General features: G+C 40.3%; 17 protein-coding genes. All 17 read right to left on the bottom strand.

Translation table 11 applies throughout. The features are described from left to right. Positions 1–104: 104 nt before the first annotated feature. The 17 genes from ACYQ03_RS10420 to hslV all read right to left on the bottom strand — a co-directional run bounded on the left by ACYQ03_RS10420 (position 105) and on the right by hslV (position 15594). Complete coding sequence (locus ACYQ03_RS10420) at positions 105–1238, bottom strand: MGDG synthase family glycosyltransferase (RefSeq protein ID WP_459909805.1); 1134 nt, start codon at positions 1236–1238, stop codon at positions 105–107. An 11-nt stretch (positions 1239–1249) separates the two neighbouring features. Beyond that, positions 1250–2959, bottom strand: a complete 1710-nt coding sequence (locus tag ACYQ03_RS10415; protein ID WP_459909803.1) for a proline--tRNA ligase — start codon at positions 2957–2959, stop codon at positions 1250–1252. A gap of 55 nt (positions 2960–3014) precedes the next feature. Continuing rightward, complete coding sequence (ispG, locus tag ACYQ03_RS10410; RefSeq protein ID WP_459909801.1) at positions 3015–4064, bottom strand: flavodoxin-dependent (E)-4-hydroxy-3-methylbut-2-enyl-diphosphate synthase; 1050 nt, start codon at positions 4062–4064, stop codon at positions 3015–3017. 12 nt (positions 4065–4076) lie between these two features. After that, positions 4077–5120, bottom strand: coding sequence for an RIP metalloprotease RseP (gene rseP, locus ACYQ03_RS10405; protein WP_459909799.1), 1044 nt, complete (start codon positions 5118–5120; stop codon positions 4077–4079). Between the two features lie 21 nt (positions 5121–5141). Further along, entirely contained in the window at positions 5142–6293 is a 1152-nt protein-coding gene (locus ACYQ03_RS10400; RefSeq protein WP_459909797.1) for a 1-deoxy-D-xylulose-5-phosphate reductoisomerase, read from the bottom strand. 191 nt (positions 6294–6484) lie between these two features. Further along, positions 6485–7576: a sporulation integral membrane protein YtvI gene (ytvI, locus tag ACYQ03_RS10395; protein WP_459909795.1), complete on the bottom strand. Its 1092-nt coding sequence runs from the start codon at positions 7574–7576 to the stop codon at positions 6485–6487. A 24-nt stretch (positions 7577–7600) separates the two neighbouring features. Continuing rightward, on the bottom strand, positions 7601–8395 hold the full coding sequence (locus tag ACYQ03_RS10390; protein ID WP_459909793.1) for a phosphatidate cytidylyltransferase: 795 nt from the start codon (positions 8393–8395) through the stop codon (positions 7601–7603). Positions 8396–8399: 4 nt separating this feature from the next. Beyond that, positions 8400–9185, bottom strand: a complete 786-nt coding sequence (gene uppS / locus ACYQ03_RS10385; protein ID WP_459909791.1) for an undecaprenyl pyrophosphate synthase — start codon at positions 9183–9185, stop codon at positions 8400–8402. Positions 9186–9240: 55 nt separating this feature from the next. Beyond that, complete coding sequence (locus tag ACYQ03_RS10380; protein ID WP_459909789.1) at positions 9241–9405, bottom strand: 4Fe-4S binding protein; 165 nt, start codon at positions 9403–9405, stop codon at positions 9241–9243. After that, a complete protein-coding gene (locus ACYQ03_RS10375; protein WP_459909787.1) occupies positions 9395–9604 on the bottom strand; it encodes a PASTA domain-containing protein in 210 nt (69 codons plus the stop codon). Before ACYQ03_RS10375 ends, ACYQ03_RS10380 begins: the two co-directional genes overlap by 11 nt. Position 9605: 1 nt before the next feature. Then, the gene (gene frr, locus ACYQ03_RS10370; RefSeq protein WP_459909785.1) at positions 9606–10160 is read right to left on the bottom strand and encodes a ribosome recycling factor; all 555 of its coding nucleotides are present in this window, start codon (positions 10158–10160) and stop codon (positions 9606–9608) included. A 4-nt stretch (positions 10161–10164) separates the two neighbouring features. Further along, a complete protein-coding gene (gene pyrH / locus ACYQ03_RS10365; RefSeq protein WP_459909783.1) occupies positions 10165–10881 on the bottom strand; it encodes a UMP kinase in 717 nt (238 codons plus the stop codon). Between the two features lie 81 nt (positions 10882–10962). After that, entirely contained in the window at positions 10963–11616 is a 654-nt protein-coding gene (gene tsf, locus ACYQ03_RS10360) for a translation elongation factor Ts (protein ID WP_459909781.1), read from the bottom strand. A gap of 260 nt (positions 11617–11876) precedes the next feature. Continuing rightward, positions 11877–12575, bottom strand: a complete 699-nt coding sequence (gene rpsB, locus ACYQ03_RS10355) for a 30S ribosomal protein S2 (protein ID WP_459909779.1) — start codon at positions 12573–12575, stop codon at positions 11877–11879. Between the two features lie 255 nt (positions 12576–12830). After that, entirely contained in the window at positions 12831–13616 is a 786-nt protein-coding gene (codY, locus tag ACYQ03_RS10350) for a GTP-sensing pleiotropic transcriptional regulator CodY (RefSeq protein WP_459909777.1), read from the bottom strand. A 20-nt stretch (positions 13617–13636) separates the two neighbouring features. Further along, a complete protein-coding gene (gene hslU / locus ACYQ03_RS10345; protein ID WP_459909775.1) occupies positions 13637–15037 on the bottom strand; it encodes an ATP-dependent protease ATPase subunit HslU in 1401 nt (466 codons plus the stop codon). Positions 15038–15063: 26 nt separating this feature from the next. Further along, a complete protein-coding gene (gene hslV / locus ACYQ03_RS10340) occupies positions 15064–15594 on the bottom strand; it encodes an ATP-dependent protease subunit HslV (RefSeq protein WP_459909773.1) in 531 nt (176 codons plus the stop codon).

Genomic DNA, 15594 nt, shown 5'->3' with positions numbered 1-15594 from the left:
TGGAAACCCTCCACACAACTGTTTGTTAAATCGTGTATTACATCACTAGCCTTTAGTCTTTAGCTTTTAGCTTTTGCTTTTTAGTTATTGCTAACGGCTAATGGCTACTTCACCAACTCTTCCATAACATTCACTGCGGCTGCAGCAGAATTGGGACGACCTATTTCCCTGGCTGCATCTGCCATGGATTTTTGTAACGAGGCTTTACCTAAAAATTCATTTACATTGTATACCAGATCCTTAAGTCCCCTAACCAATCGAGCAGCCCCAATACTCTCCAGAAACTCTGCATTACGTTCCTCTTGACCTGGTATGGGATCTGTAATAAACATTGGCAAACCGCTGGCCATTGCTTCCGAGGAAGTTAGACCTCCTGCTTTACCGATCATTAAATCACTAGCCGCCATTAGATCTTCGATATTGTTGATATAGCCAAGTATCTTTACATCCTTAGATAAGGTAGACTGTAATTTTAAAAGTTTGTTACGCAATTGTTCATTACGACCACAGACCACAATCATTTGACAAGGTAATCCCGAACTGGCCAACTCTTTGACCACCTCGGCCAGGGGGCCCATACCTAATCCCCCACCCATAATTAAAACAACTGGCTGCTTAGGGTCTAAATTCCATTGTTGCCGCAATAAACTTTTATCTTTGGCCAAAGCAAATTTAGGGTCTATGGGAATTCCCGTAGCCTTAATTTTATTAAATTGGATGCCATGTTCAATGAAGGATTTAACCAACTGATCTGTTGCTACTAAATAGCTATCTACATCTTCAAATAACCAGAAAGGATGAACTGTAAAATCAGTTATGGCAGCAACAATTGGCACATGACATTTCCCTCTGCTTTTCAAATGAGCCAATATCCCTAAAGGAAATGGATGCGTACACAGAACCAACTGTGGCTGCATCTGTTCAATAAAGCTTATCAACTTTGGTGCAGCCAAGAGATTCATGATTCGATTAAATTCGTTTTTCGCAAAACCAGAAAAGGGTATTTCCTTTTCTGCCTGTTTATATAGATAGCCGTAAATTATGGGAGTCATTTTTATAATTTCCATATAGGTACCCAGTACTACTTTTTCTAAAAGAGGACTGGCATACCTAAAGGTGTCAAGGATAATAACTTCGGCATGGGGATTTCTGCTCAATAATTCTTCTTTTATAGCAGCAGCTGCCCTCATATGTCCTTCGCCGGCAGATACCGACAATACGAGAACTTTATTTAACATTCACCATGCTCCTACAGTTTTGATAAAATCTCTAAAATTTTAGACCCAGCATCCTTAACAGGTACTATCTCTGTTTCACCAGACCGGCGTAGACGGATCTCTACTACACCTTCCTCAATGGCTTTTTTACCAACTACTATTCTCAAAGGATAGCCTATGAGATCAGCATCCTTAAACTTCACTCCAGGACGTTCGGTACGATCATCGATCACTGTTTCTACATTGGCTTGGTTTAACTGCTGATAGAGTTCTTCTGCTATTTTCATCTGATTTTCATCTTTGGGAGCCACTGGAATAACAATGGCATGATATGGTGCAATATTGGCAGGCCAGATTATGCCATCCTTATCATAGTTTTGCTCAATGGCTGCGGCCATAGTTCTGCTAACCCCAATTCCGTAGCAACCCATAACTATGGGACGTTCTTTGCCGTTCTCATCCAAGAAATTAGCCCCTAAGGTTTTACTATATTTAGTACCCAATTTGAAGATTTGTCCAACTTCAATACCCCGAGCTTCCAATAAATGGGCACCGCATTTGGGGCAAGGTTCCCCAACCTTAACCATGCGAATATCTTCTACCATCTCAGGTTTAAAATCTCTTTGAGGATTTACATTGGCATAGTGTGCATCTTGCTTATTTGCTCCTGCAATGGCATTAGTCATGGCCATGACTTCAGGATCCGCTACAATACGAACCCCGTTAAGATTTACAGGACCCACATATCCCGTAGGTGCACCGCTAACTTGTTGCACAGTTTTTTCGTCAGCAAGTTCCAGAGTTAGGGCTCCAAGGGTATTTATTAATTTTATCTCATTGACATCACGGTCACCGCGAACCAGTGCAGCCACAACTTCTTGATCTGTTTTATAAAACATTGTTTTAATTACTTGGAAAGGCTCAATACCTAAGAAGGCAGCTACCTCTTCAGCAGACTTTTTACCAGGTGTGCTTACTTCCTGCAGTTCTAGCTGTTGTATAGAGGGATCTAGTCCTGCCGCAGGCAGTGTGGTGGCCTTCTCAACATTGGCTGCATAATCACAGGCAGAGCAATACAAAATAGCTGCTTCACCCGATTCTGCTAATACCATGAATTCATGGGTACTACTGCCGCCAATTGCACCGGAATCTGCCTCAACCGGGCGAAACTGAACACCACAACGAGTAAAGATATTTGTGTAAGCCTTGTGCATTTTCTGATAACTAATGTCAAGGCCAGCTTCATCCCTATCAAAGGAATATAGGTCCTTCATGATAAACTCTCTACCACGCATCAAACCAAATCTTGGCCTGCGTTCATCTCTAAACTTGTTTTGAATTTGGTACAACAATAAGGGCATTTGCTTATAGGAACGTACTTCGCCTCGTACTAGGGTAGTAATAACTTCTTCATGGGTAGGTCCTAAGCAGAAATCACGATTATGGCGATCTTTGAGGCGGAACAACTCTGGTCCATATACGTGCCAGCGTCCCGATTCTAGCCATAGTTCCGCAGGTTGAATGATGGGCATTAATAATTCCTGTCCGCCCTGTTTATCCATTTCTTCTCTAATAATATGTTCTATTTTTTTAAGAACCCTTTGGGCTAATGGTAGGTATGTATAGACTCCCGAGGCTGTTTTCCTAATAAACCCAGCCCTAAGTAATAGCTGATGGCTGACAATTTCAGCCTCTGCAGGAACTTCCCTTAAAGTTGGAACTAACATTTGACTAACACGCATATTTTGATCCTCCTGATACTATCTAGATTATATTTTAATAGCAGATGCATGTTTATTAAAGATTTTCTATTTCTAGCAGCAACTCTTCCAAAAGCCTCTCTTCGGGAACCTGCCGAATAATTTCTCCTCTACGAAAAATTAAGCCTACTCCTTTGCCCCCTGCAATTCCTACATCAGCTTCCCTTGCTTCACCAGGTCCGTTGACTGCACAACCCATGACAGCAACTTTTATGGGCTTGTCCACTGTAGCCATTCTTTCTTCCACTTGTTCAGCTAATTTAATCAAATCAATTTGTGTTCTACCACAAGTGGGACAGGAGATTAGTTCAACTCCCCTTCTACGCAGACCTAAAGCTTTTAATATTTCCCAAGCTACATGTACTTCATGTTTGGGGTGACCTGTCAGGGATACCCGAATGGTATCACCAATCCCTTCCGCCAGCAATGCGCCAATACCAACGGCAGATTTGATGGTACCGCTTTTAACCGTACCGGATTCGGTTACTCCAACATGCATCGGATAATCTACAAGGGTAGAAAGTTTGCGGTAGGCCTCCAGCATCAGAGGAATATTGGAAGCTTTCAAGGACAATTTAATCTCTCGATAGTTTAATTCCTCTAACAGCCGAATGTGGTTTAAAGCACTTTCAACCATTGCATCAGCTGTAACTCCACCATATTTACTGAGTAACTCTTTTTCCAAAGAGCCAGCATTTACCCCAATGCGTATAGGCACCCGGCGCTCACTGGCCGCAGCAACAACTTGCTTCACCTTATCCTTGCCACCAATATTGCCAGGGTTAATTCTCAACCCATCAATTCCGGCCTCTAAAGCTTTTAGTGCCAGACGATAATCAAAATGAATATCGGCTATTAGGGGCAGGTCAATACCTTCAATAATCCTTGGTAAAGCCTCTGCGGCTATTTTATCTGGGACAGCTACCCTTACTACTTCACAGCCTGCCTGGGATAATTCTACAATTTGACTAATTGTAGCTATGGCGTCCCTTGTATCTGTATTGGTCATAGACTGTACTACAACCGGGGCTCCGCCCCCTATTTGTACTTTTCCAACCATTACAGGACGTGTTTTTTTAAATTGCATTATAAACCTCCGCTAACGATTGCCAAACATCAGAGAGACAATATCGTTGTATGTAATTACTACCATAAGCAGTAATAATAGACCAAAACCTATAAGATGAATAAAACTCTCCTTGGTTGGTTCCACTGGCCTGCCAGTAACTTTTTCCCAAAGAAGGAATAACACCCTACTACCATCCAAGGCTGGTATAGGTAGAAGATTAAAGAGACCAAGGTTAATACTTAAGAAGGCTGCCAATTGCATAAGTTGGTAAACACCAAATTCTGCTGCCTTACCAATCTCACTTACTACCCGTACTGGCCCGCCTATGTCCACAGGGGCCTGCTGGGTAAACATCTGACCAATAAAGGAAAGTATTAAACCACTTATTTGAATTGTAAAACTTGTGCCCGCAGCCAGCGCAGACAGTGGATTCATTTTTTTGATTATTGGTTCAGTAGGTTTTATACCAATCTTGTATTGGCCTGATTCATCTTTGACTGTTGTTACAGATAATTTAATCTGTTCCGAGCCCCGTTGAATTGTTAAGTCAAGTGGTTCGCCGGGATATCTATTAGTTTCCGCAACCAGTTGGTTCCAATCCTCCACAGAGGTATCATTTACAGCAACAATTCGATCTCCAGCTTTTAAACCCGCTCTCTCTGCAGGAAATCCCTTGATAACTTCTCCTACTTCGGTTGTGGCATAGGGCAATCCCTGAAACATAAAAATGAAGGCAAACAATACTATTGCCAAAACAAAATTCATTAAAGGACCTGCAACAATTACAGAGGCTCTCTGCATTGCGCTTTTATAGTTAAAGGTACGGTTAATGGGAATTCCATGATCTTCCTCTTCGTTGGGATCCATGCCAGCCATTCGAACAAAACCGCCCAATGGCAATAGGCGAAGATTATAGATTGTCTCGCCTCGTTTGATGCCAAATAACTTAGGACCAAAACCTAAGCTAAATTCATGAACCATGATCCCTACTTTTTTTGCAACAAGGAAATGGCCTAGTTCATGAATAAAAATTAACAACCCAAAAACAACAACCGAAGCGATAAATGTTTGCATATCTTCACCTCTAAATAGTATCTAAATAATTTTACTTGTCTCTTGACGGGCCCAACCGTCTATCTCCAGTATTTCTTCTAAGCTGGGAGTGCTGATAGATTTATGTATATTTAAAACTCGTTCAACAATCGCCGGAATTTGCATAAACTTAATTTGTTTTGCTAAGAACGCCTGTACAGCGACTTCATTGGCGGCGTTTAATACCACCGGTGCTGTGCCACCCTGTTTTCCCGCAGCAAAGGCCAGTGCCAGTGCCGGGAACCTAGAGGTATCTGGTTCCTCGAAGGTCAATCCCTGAAGTTCCGTTAACTTTAACTTAGGAAAACTATTAAACCAACGATCGGGATAACTCAGGGCATATTGTATTGGTATTCTCATGTCGGGCACACCAAGATGGGCAATTATAGATCCATCCCCATACTCTACCATGGAGTGAATAATACTCTGGGGATGAACAACTACATTAATATCATTATAGTCTACGTTAAAAAGCCATTTAGCTTCTATAACTTCCAGTCCCTTATTCATTAAAGTGGCTGAATCAATGGTAATTTTTTGCCCCATGGTCCAATTAGGGTGTTGCAAAGCCATCTCTGGTGAAACTTCAGCAAGTTGTTGCCTATTTAAATGGCGAAAGGGACCTCCAGAAGCTGTTAACTGAATTTTCCTTAGGGTTGCTTTTCTTTCTCCATTTAAACATTGCCAAATTGCAGAATGTTCACTGTCTACCGGTAAAATCTCAACTTTATATTCTTCCGCAAGCTTGGTAACATACTGCCCAGCTGCAACCAATGTCTCCTTATTGGCCAAAGCAATTTGTTTTTTTGCCTTAATGGCAGCACAGGTAGGAATTAGCCCAATGGCTCCGCTAAGGGCAGTAACAACCACAGCAGCCTCAGAACATGTGGCAACTTGGACTAAACCTTCTAAACCACAATATATTTCCGGAGTTAATTTTTCCTGAGCCAACTTCTTTTTTAGCCATTTGGCATCTTCTTCTAACTGCAGCGAAACTAGCATTGGTTTATATACTAAACATTGTTCTAAAAATTTTACACGGTTTCTACCAGCAGCCAAAGCTACAACTTTCAAAACCTCAGGGAATTGATCTACAACCTCTAAGGTCTGTCTACCAATAGAGCCTGTACTTCCTAATATAGATATATATTTCATACAAACCTCCAATGATCTACAATTACGAACCGAGAAATATAGCTATTAGTTTTAGTCTTAGCTGCTATCCAGGCTAATGGCTAACGACTAATAGCTAATGACTGCATGCCCTTTAACACAAAATCTCTCCCCAATACTTCTAAAACTGATGAGTTAAAGATGATTTTCCAACTTAGACACCTCAGTTAATCTTATTTCACCTTAGGAGATTGAATTCCTGCTTTTACTACTGCTTGAATAGCAATTAACAATATAGGCCCAATAATCATACCCACAAAACCTAGTATCTTAAAGCCAAAAAACAAGGCCATAAGAGTGGCTAAAGGATGTAAACCTAAATTATTTGCTACCACCTTTGCTTCTAACAGCTGTCTTGCCACAAGGATAATGCCATACAGAACTAATAATTTAATGCCAAAGGCCACCTTGCCGGAAATTATCGACCAACCTATCCAAGGGAGTATTACTGTTCCAGGTCCCAGTACCGGAATAATATCAAAAAATCCAATTATAAGACCCATAGTTAGAGCATAATCTGCTCCAATGATATATAATCCAGTAATACTAATGATAGTACTGATACTGACCAGTATCCCTTGGGCCCTTAAATAGGAAATGAATGCATGAAACACTTCACTAATGATATATAAACTTCGTTCTCCATAGGGTGCAGGTATTAAGTTAACCCATTGGACAGCCAAAGTACGCTTGTCTTTACTTATAAAATACGTTGCCAAAAAACTTACGAGAATAATGGTTATAAGATTTGGAACTGCCGAAAAAGTACTATACAAAGAGTCAAGAGTAACTCCTAAAACATTCTGCAAAGTTTCAGCTATAGAACCAAAGGAAGATTGTATATATTGAGTAATAGTAGGAGGTAAGTCCCCATATAATTGTTGCAATCTTGGCAAAGAATCTTCTACCCAATACTGTATTTCTTGAATTATGAAAGGAATGCTTTTAGATAAATTTATAAGTTCAGTAATTAATCTGATTACCAATAATGAAATGATAGCGCCAAAAAAGACAAACAGCATAAGCATAGAAATTGCTACAGCTGGACCTCTAGACAGACGTATTCTATGCTGCAGAATGCTTATCATTGGTTCAAGTAAAAAACTAATAAAAATTGCAAAAGCAAAGGGAATTATTAATGGAACAAGAAAGGATATTCCTTTGACAAAGTAAACAGATAACTTATCAAGCACAAAGAAAGCTACTAAAAGAAGTAGACCGGCCAATACATAGTTAAGGGCGGTCTTTAAAGGATTTGGAAGCATATTTCACCTCTATGCAGCTTATTATCAGATTATAAACAATTTAACGCTGTAGTATACCAAAGGCGCTGTTAGCAACAAGCTGTCGAAACGATCCATAAATCCCCCGTGACCCGGAATAATCTGCCCAGAATCCTTGATACCTGCCTGCCTTTTTAGGGCAGACTCCACCAGATCTCCCAATAAAGCAGTTATCCCGATAAAAATACCAAGGGTGATTAGAAAAATCACCGAAACTTCTGGAATATAAAGTGCAAATATACAGGTTGTTATAATAGATCCCACTACCCCTCCCATAGCCCCCTCCACTGTCTTTTTAGGGCTTAATATGGGTGCTAATTTGTTTTTTCCGAAAGATTTACCCACAAAATAAGCAAAGGTATCACTGGCCCAGGTGGCCGTTAATAATAAGAGGATCCAAAGAAAACCATTTTCTAATTCCCTTGTTAAGAAGAAGAAAATGAAATTGCTTAAATACAAAATCGCAGTTAAGTTTCCAAACACATCCAGGGGACTGATGCGAGGATATAAAAAGGCCATCATTAGTAAATTAATTATTACTAAAAAGACATAGGTCAGGCCGATATATTCATCTTTATATAGGTATGCACTGGCAAAGATAATTAAACCACCAATTAATATCATCCATTTTTCCGGATTAAGCTTTAAACCCTTTAGCATTATCGACATCTCGAGACCAGCCACAGCATAAACAGCCAAGGAAAGTAACCATAGAGTCCAATGACCATACCATGCTGCCAAGATAATAATTGGTATTCCTATTACTGCGCTCATTACTCGCAGGTGTAACAATTTGTCCACCAACCTACTTTTTAATTAATCCACCGAATCTTCGTTCCCTTTGTTGATAACTAATAATCGCTTGCAATAAATGCAGGCGTTGAAAATCAGGCCACATAACATCTGACAACCAAAATTCGGTATAAGCCAGCTGCCAAAGAAGAAAATTACTAATTCTACAGTCTCCTGATGGACGTATCAAAAGTTCTGGATCGGGCATACCAAAAGTATAAAGACTTTGATTTATTAAATCATCGTTTATTTCTTCACATTTAATTTGACCTTGATCGACCATACTAGCAATTTTTTTGACAGCATCCGTAATCTCTCTCCGTCCGCCGTAATTTAAGGCCAGATTCAAAGTCAATCCAGGGTTATTTTCCGTTTTTCGAAAAGCTTTACTTAGAGCATCCTGAGCTTTCTGAGGAAGTTCTTCCAGACAACCAATAGCATTAACCCTTACATTATTTTTATGTAGTTCTTCAACTTCTTTTTCAAGGTACTCTACCAGTAAATCCATCAGATAGGATACCTCATCTCGGGGTCTCTTCCAATTTTCCGTTGAAAAGGCATAACATGTTAAATATCGAACACCTATTTCAGAGCTAAGCTTAACAATATTTCGTAAAGATTCAACGCCAGCCCTGTGCCCTAGGGACCGCGGCATACCTCTTCGCTTTGCCCAGCGCCCATTGCCATCCATGATAATAGCAATATGATTTGGGATATTATTCCGGTCTATGGTTTGAAGAAGCATATTTTCATCGGCCATTCTCTTTCTGTTAAAGAGGGCGGTTATCTTTCTTAGCATCGTCCAAGCCTCCAATATAACAACCCCCTCCGACTATGAAGGGGGTTTATGAACGTTACTCTTCAATAATGGCTCCGGTAGGGCAAATGTCTAAGCACGTACCACAATCCTCACACGCCATGGTAATTCTAAATATTTCCCCTTCCTCAATGGCATTGTGGGGACAAGATTCCAAGCAGGTTCCACAAGCCATACACTCATCGGTAATCTTATAGGGCATTGTGTATACCTCCTTTCTCCTCACATACCACGGTTAACACCACATTATTAAAGTCATCAATTTCCGCATTGACCACACGTTTACAACCATTGGGCAAACCTTTGGCAGATTTGGTGATAATAACAGTTGTTTTAATATTCGACTTTTCAAGAAGGGGCATTGCATCTTCTAGTTTATAACCCAGTACATCTGGTATCATTTTAAACCTGCATTATCTCCTGCTCTTTGGCTTTAAATGTTTCGTCGATTTCTTTAATATACTTATCTGTTAGTTTTTGTAATTCGTCCTGTCCTCTTTTGACTTCATCCTCGGGAACGCCATTCTTTTGTTTTGCTTTGAGGCTATCATTAGCATCCCGTCTTATATTCCGAACAGCAACGCGCCCTTCTTCGGCTTTTTTCTTGATAACTTTAACCAACTCTCCACGGCGTTCCTGTGTTAGCTGGGGTATTGCCAAGCGAATTACTGTTCCATCACTGGAAGGTGTTATGCCAATATCAGATTTCATAATAGCTTTCTCAATTTCAGGAATAACGCTTTTATCCCAAGGCTGAATGACAAGCATACGTGCTTCCGGAACAGAAATGTTTGCAAGCTGGTTTAAAGGGGTAGGAGTTCCATAATAAGACACAGAAACCTTGTCTAATAGAGAAGGGGTTGCCCGACCTGCACGTAATGAAGCAAACTCTTTACGTACAACATCTACACTCTTCTTCATATTACCTTCCGCAGAAGAGATTATTTCCTTAACCATTTATTTACCCCCCAACAAAAGTACCTATCCGTTCTCCTAAAATCGCCTTTTTAATATTTCCTTCAACATTTAAATCAAAAACTATTAGCGGAATCTTATTATCCATACAAAGTGATACGGCTGTGGAATCCATAACCTGTAGGCCACGATTGAGAACCTCAATATATGATAGTTCATCAAACTTCTTAGCTTCGGGAAATTTCAGAGGATCTGCTTCATAAACTCCATCAACTTGCTTTGCCATTAGAATAATTTCAGCTTCTACCTCTGCGGCACGTAAAGCTGCTGTGGTATCCGTTGAAAAATAAGGATTACCTGTTCCGGCTGCAAATATTACCACTCTACCTTTTTCCATATGTCTAATGGCTCGACGACGGATGTATGTTTCTGCCACTGCCCGCATTTCAAAAGAGGTTTGGACACGAGTGTCTACACCTATGTTTTCCAGTGCATCTTGCAAAGCCAAGGAATTAATAACTGTAGCTAACATACCCATATAATCAGCTGTAGCCCGATCCATACCTTTAGTACTTCCAGATATTCCCCGCCAAATATTCCCTCCACCAACTACGATAGCCAGCTGCACTCTGTGTTCACTTACATCCTTTATTTGCCTGGCTATTGAATAAACAACCTCTGGGTCAATGCCATATCCCTTTTGTCCAGCTAATGCTTCACCACTTAGCTTTAGAATGACCCGCCTAAACTTGGGAGTTACCATTAAGGGTGTCCTCCAGTCTGGTAGTTCTGTTATTCTACAACGTTTAATAAAATCCTTTAAAGCATTTCAATAAATCAAAAATTAACCTTTAACTTGTGCTGCTACTTCAGCTGCAAAATCATCTTTGCGCTTTTCTAAACCTTCTCCCACTTCATAACGGGCAAATCGACGAACATCGATTTTTTCACCAATTTTGGAAACAATCTCATTAATAACATGTTGTACTGTTTTATCGGGATCTTTAATAAAGGGCTGTTCTAACAGACATACTTCTTTAAAGTATTTCTCAATACGACCTTCAACCATTTTTTCAACAATTTTTTCAGGTTTGCCTTCATTTAAAGCCTGAGCCCTTAAGATTTCCTTCTCTTTTTCAATCTTTTCAGTGGAAACTTCTTCCCGACGAACGAACTCAGGTTTAGCAGCAGCAATTTGCATAGCGACATCCTTTGCTAAGGCACGAAAATCTTCGTTTTTAGCAACAAAGTCTGTTTCGCAGTTAATTTCAACTAATACACCAATGCGTCCGCCACCATGTATGTAAGATTCAATAATACCTTCAGCTGCAATTCTACCAGCTTTCTTAGCAGCTGCAGCAAGGCCTTTTTCACGCAGGTATTCAATGGCCTTTTCCATATCTCCAGCCACTTCAGTCAAAGCTTTTTTACAGTCCATCATTCCTGCACCAGTACGTTCTCTTAACTCTTTAACCATGCTTGCAGAAATTTCTGCCATGATCAAAATCCTCCTTTTTTAGCCATCATAGCTAATCTTGTGGTATTATAACCGTATTCTTCCCCTTACAAACATCAGAAAAGCTTGGCTTGCCTGTGCCTGATAGGGTGCTTGCGCCCATAGGGTCGCCATACCTTAAAGGGCAGTTAGCCTACACCAAGCCTTAAATTTTCTTATCTTAATCTATTTTTTTATACCTTTTATAAGTATAAAAAAGGTAGAGGACTCCCGTACATGCAAGACGCCCTCTACCTAACATACTATTCTGCGACTTGTTCGCCCTGCTTGCCTTCTAATATCGCATCTGCAATCTTAGCAGTAAGCAGCTTTACTGCCCGAATAGCGTCATCGTTACCGGGAATTACGTAATCAACTTCATCAGGATCGCAGTTTGTATCAACAATAGCTACAATGGGAATGCCCAATTTACGAGCTTCAGCCACTGCAATGCGCTCCTTCCGGGGATCAATTACGAAAAGTGCCCCAGGTAGACGACGCATGTTTTTAATTCCACCAAGGAATTTATCCAGTTTCTCTTTTTCATGTAGAAGCTGAGAAACTTCCTTTTTAGGTAGAACCTCAAAAGTTCCATCCTCTTCCATGCGCTCAAGTTCATGTAATCTATCAATACGATTACGTATGGTTTGGAAGTTTGTTAACATACCACCTAACCAACGCTGATTTACAAAAAACATCCCGCAACGTTCAGCTTCTTCTTTAACAGCCTCTTGAGCTTGCTTTTTAGTACCTACGAACAATAAGGTACCACCATCAGCAGACAACTGCTTAACAAACTCATAACATTCTTCAACCTTTTTAACGGTTTTCTGCAAGTCGATAATATAAATACCGTTACGATCAGTGAAGATATAAGGTGCCATTTTGGGGTTCCAGCGACGAGTCTGGTGTCCAAAATGAACGCCTGCCTCAAGTAGTTGTTTCATGGAGATAACTGCCATAGCTAGTTACACCTCCTCCCTTGATTGTTTTTAATCCTCCGTCACCCTCATCTCCGGCAAGACCTCAAACAGGCAACCTTGCACGAATCCGACAACGTGTGTAATCAACACCAAGGGATATTTTAGCATAATCGGACAGCCAACGCAAGCGACAAAATAAAAGAAAACCACAGTTTTTTAACTGTGGTTCAAATCTTTGCTGTAATTATGATATGCAGATCGACACGGGGGTCGTTCCCTACAATGGGCTAATGGTTAATTATGTTTTAACCTTTGCAGTTCTTCAATCAAACGATCATTTAAAACCCGAATATAGGTACCCTTCATGCCCAGAGATTTGGACTCTATTACCCCGGCACTTTCAAATTTACGTAGTGCGTTTACGATAACAGATCTGGTAATCCCAACCCTATCAGCAATTTTACTAGCTACTAGAACGCCTTCGTCCCCTTCTAATTGCTCAAAGATATGCTGAACTGCATCTAGTTCTGAATATGAAAGTGTTCCTAAGGCAATTTGTACCGCTGCTTTTTTCCTGGCTTCTTCTTCCATTCTGCCCGCCCTGCCACGAAGAATCTCCATGGCTACAACAGTGGCTCCATATTCAGCCAGAATCAAATCTTCATCTGTGAAATTCTCATCAAACTTAGCTAATACCAAAGTTCCTAAACGGGAACCAGCTCCGACAATGGGTACAACAGTAGTTACTTTATTTTGTCCTTTGCATTTTTCTTCTTGGAAGAATACACAAGCATCATAAGCCTGACAGAAATTTGCATGGGTTTCATTAATAGCCAGTAACCATTCATTGTATTCCTCTGGGAAACGTTTAGAACCCTCAACAATATCCTTCATGATATCACAGGCAAATTGATGCATAAATCTATGACCAAGTGCTCGACCACGCCGGTCAATAATATAACAGTTTGCCTCGATATTCTCAGAAAGTACTTCTGCTATCTCACCAAAATCCACTGGGTAACCTGCAGATTTCTGTAATAACTTGTTAATTGTTCTGGTTCTTTCTAATAAAGTCCTCATTATGTCACTCTCCCTAAATATTAAAGAATATAACGACTAAGATCTCGATTCGTTGCAATGTTTTTTAGCTTCTCTCGAACATATTCACTGTTAATAGTGAGTGACTGCCCTTTTAGTTCTGGAGCTTCGAAGGAAATATCCTCCAGAAGTTTTTCTAAAATAGTGTGCAGCCGCCTTGCGCCGATATTCTCGTTTTCTTCATTAACAGTATAAGCAATATCGGCAATTTCTACAAGAGAATTTTTTGAAAATTCAATTTTAAGTTCCTCGGTTGCTAAGAGTTCTGTATATTGTTTAATTAGAGAGTTTTGCGGTTCAGTTAAAATCTGGACAAAATTGTTTCTACTTAAACTCTCTAACTCAACTCTGATTGGAAAACGGCCTTGCAATTCTGGAATCAAATCTGAAGGCTTACTAATATGAAATGCACCAGCTGCTATAAACAGAATATGATCAGTTTTAACTGGACCATACTTTGTCATAACCGTTGATCCTTCAACAATAGGAAGAATATCCCTTTGTACGCCCCCCCTTGATACATCGGAGCCCCCAGAAATTCCTTCTCTTGTGGCAATTTTATCTATCTCATCTAAAAATATAATTCCATCATCCTCAGCACGTTTGACAGCCTGTGTTGTCAGCTCATCCATATCAATTAATTTTTGAGCTTCTTGTTGGGTTAATATCTTACGGGCTTCCCGTACAGTAACTTTGCGTTTACGTTTTTTCCTTGGAAAAATACTTCCTAGAACATCCTGCATGTTAACGCCCATCTCTTCAACACCACTATTACTAAATACCTCAAGCATTGGTGTATTGTTGTCTTCTACTTCAATATCTAAAAACTCATTTTCTAACTCACCCCGGGACATTTTTTCCCGTAGAGTCTCTCTCTCAAACTTAATTCTACTATTTTGCTGTTCCCAAGACTTATCTTCCTGTTGATTTTCCTGAACTCCTCCAAAAAGCATTTCAAAGGGGTTCTTGGTTTGCGCAGGACGGTTTGGATAGGGAGCCAAGAGCTCAATGATCTTATCATCTGCCATGCCCTTGGCCCGTTCTTCTACCTTTTCCATTTTTTCCTGTTTGATCATACGGATAGACGTTTCAACTAAGTCTCTAACCATGGATTCTACGTCCCGTCCTACGTAACCAACTTCCGTAAACTTAGTGGCCTCAATTTTAACAAAAGGAGCTTTAACTAACTTTGCTAATCTACGGGCAATTTCAGTTTTGCCTACCCCCGTTGGACCTATCATTAAAATGTTTTTGGGTACAACCTCATCTATTAAGTCCTCTGATAATTTACTACGGCGGTATCTATTTCGTAAAGCCACTGCCACTGCTTTTTTGGCCTGCTCTTGGCCTACAATATATTTGTCAAGCTCTGCCACTATCTCCCTCGGTGTCAGGGCTTCCATTGGCTTCACTCCCTTACTGCCTTTTTTTATATTTCCTCAACAATAATATTTTTATTAGTGTAGACACAGATATCTGAAGCTATTTCTAAAGCTTCATAGGCGATATCCTTAGGTGAAAAGTTAGTATGCTTTGTTAGAGCTCTGGCAGCTGCCAATGCATAGGGGCCACCAGATCCAATGGCAGTTACACCTTCATCAGGTTCTATAACCTCTCCATTTCCTGATAATACTAACAGGTTCTCCTTGTTGGCTACAATTAGCATGGCCTCAAGGGATCGTAAATACTTATCTGTTCGCCAGGCTTTGGCCAATTCCACAGCAGCTCTCAGCAAGTTACCATGATACTCTTCTAGCTTACCTTCAAATTTCTCAAATAAGGTAAAAGCATCTGCCACTGATCCTGCGAAACCTGCTAACACTTGACCATTATAAAGTCTCCTTACCTTCCTAGCCGTATGTTTCATGATGGTATTTTGTCCGAAGGTAACTTGACCATCTCCAGCTATGGCAACTTTTGCATCTCTTTTTACTGCCACAATTGTAGTTGCATGGAACAT

It is taken from the genome of Desulfotomaculum defluvii (assembly GCF_054657375.1).
Note: the sequence above shows the minus strand (reverse complement) of the source record. Positions and strands in the feature narration are given on the sequence as shown.

Bases quoted from the DNA above. Each gene is read 5' to 3' on its own strand.
- pyrH (WP_459909783.1), bottom strand. From the start codon at position 10,881: ATGGTAACTCCCAAGTTTAGGCGGGTCATTCTAAAGCTAAGTGGTGAA.
- hslU (WP_459909775.1), bottom strand. From the start codon at position 15,037: ATGGAAGCCCTGACACCGAGGGAGATAGTGGCAGAGCTTGACAAATAT.
- rpsB (WP_459909779.1), bottom strand. From the start codon at position 12,575: ATGGCAGTTATCTCCATGAAACAACTACTTGAGGCAGGCGTTCATTTT.
- tsf (WP_459909781.1), bottom strand. From the start codon at position 11,616: ATGGCAGAAATTTCTGCAAGCATGGTTAAAGAGTTAAGAGAACGTACT.
- ACYQ03_RS10415 (WP_459909803.1), bottom strand. From the start codon at position 2,959: ATGCGTGTTAGTCAAATGTTAGTTCCAACTTTAAGGGAAGTTCCTGCA.
- frr (WP_459909785.1), bottom strand. From the start codon at position 10,160: ATGGTTAAGGAAATAATCTCTTCTGCGGAAGGTAATATGAAGAAGAGT.
- uppS (WP_459909791.1), bottom strand. From the start codon at position 9,185: ATGCTAAGAAAGATAACCGCCCTCTTTAACAGAAAGAGAATGGCCGAT.
- ytvI (WP_459909795.1), bottom strand. From the start codon at position 7,576: ATGCTTCCAAATCCTTTAAAGACCGCCCTTAACTATGTATTGGCCGGT.
- ACYQ03_RS10380 (WP_459909789.1), bottom strand. From the start codon at position 9,405: ATGCCCTATAAGATTACCGATGAGTGTATGGCTTGTGGAACCTGCTTG.
- ispG (WP_459909801.1), bottom strand. From the start codon at position 4,064: ATGCAATTTAAAAAAACACGTCCTGTAATGGTTGGAAAAGTACAAATA.
- ACYQ03_RS10375 (WP_459909787.1), bottom strand. From the start codon at position 9,604: ATGATACCAGATGTACTGGGTTATAAACTAGAAGATGCAATGCCCCTT.
- ACYQ03_RS10420 (WP_459909805.1), bottom strand. From the start codon at position 1,238: ATGTTAAATAAAGTTCTCGTATTGTCGGTATCTGCCGGCGAAGGACAT.
- hslV (WP_459909773.1), bottom strand. From the start codon at position 15,594: ATGTTCCATGCAACTACAATTGTGGCAGTAAAAAGAGATGCAAAAGTT.
- ACYQ03_RS10400 (WP_459909797.1), bottom strand. From the start codon at position 6,293: ATGAAATATATATCTATATTAGGAAGTACAGGCTCTATTGGTAGACAG.
- codY (WP_459909777.1), bottom strand. From the start codon at position 13,616: ATGAGGACTTTATTAGAAAGAACCAGAACAATTAACAAGTTATTACAG.
- rseP (WP_459909799.1), bottom strand. From the start codon at position 5,120: ATGCAAACATTTATCGCTTCGGTTGTTGTTTTTGGGTTGTTAATTTTT.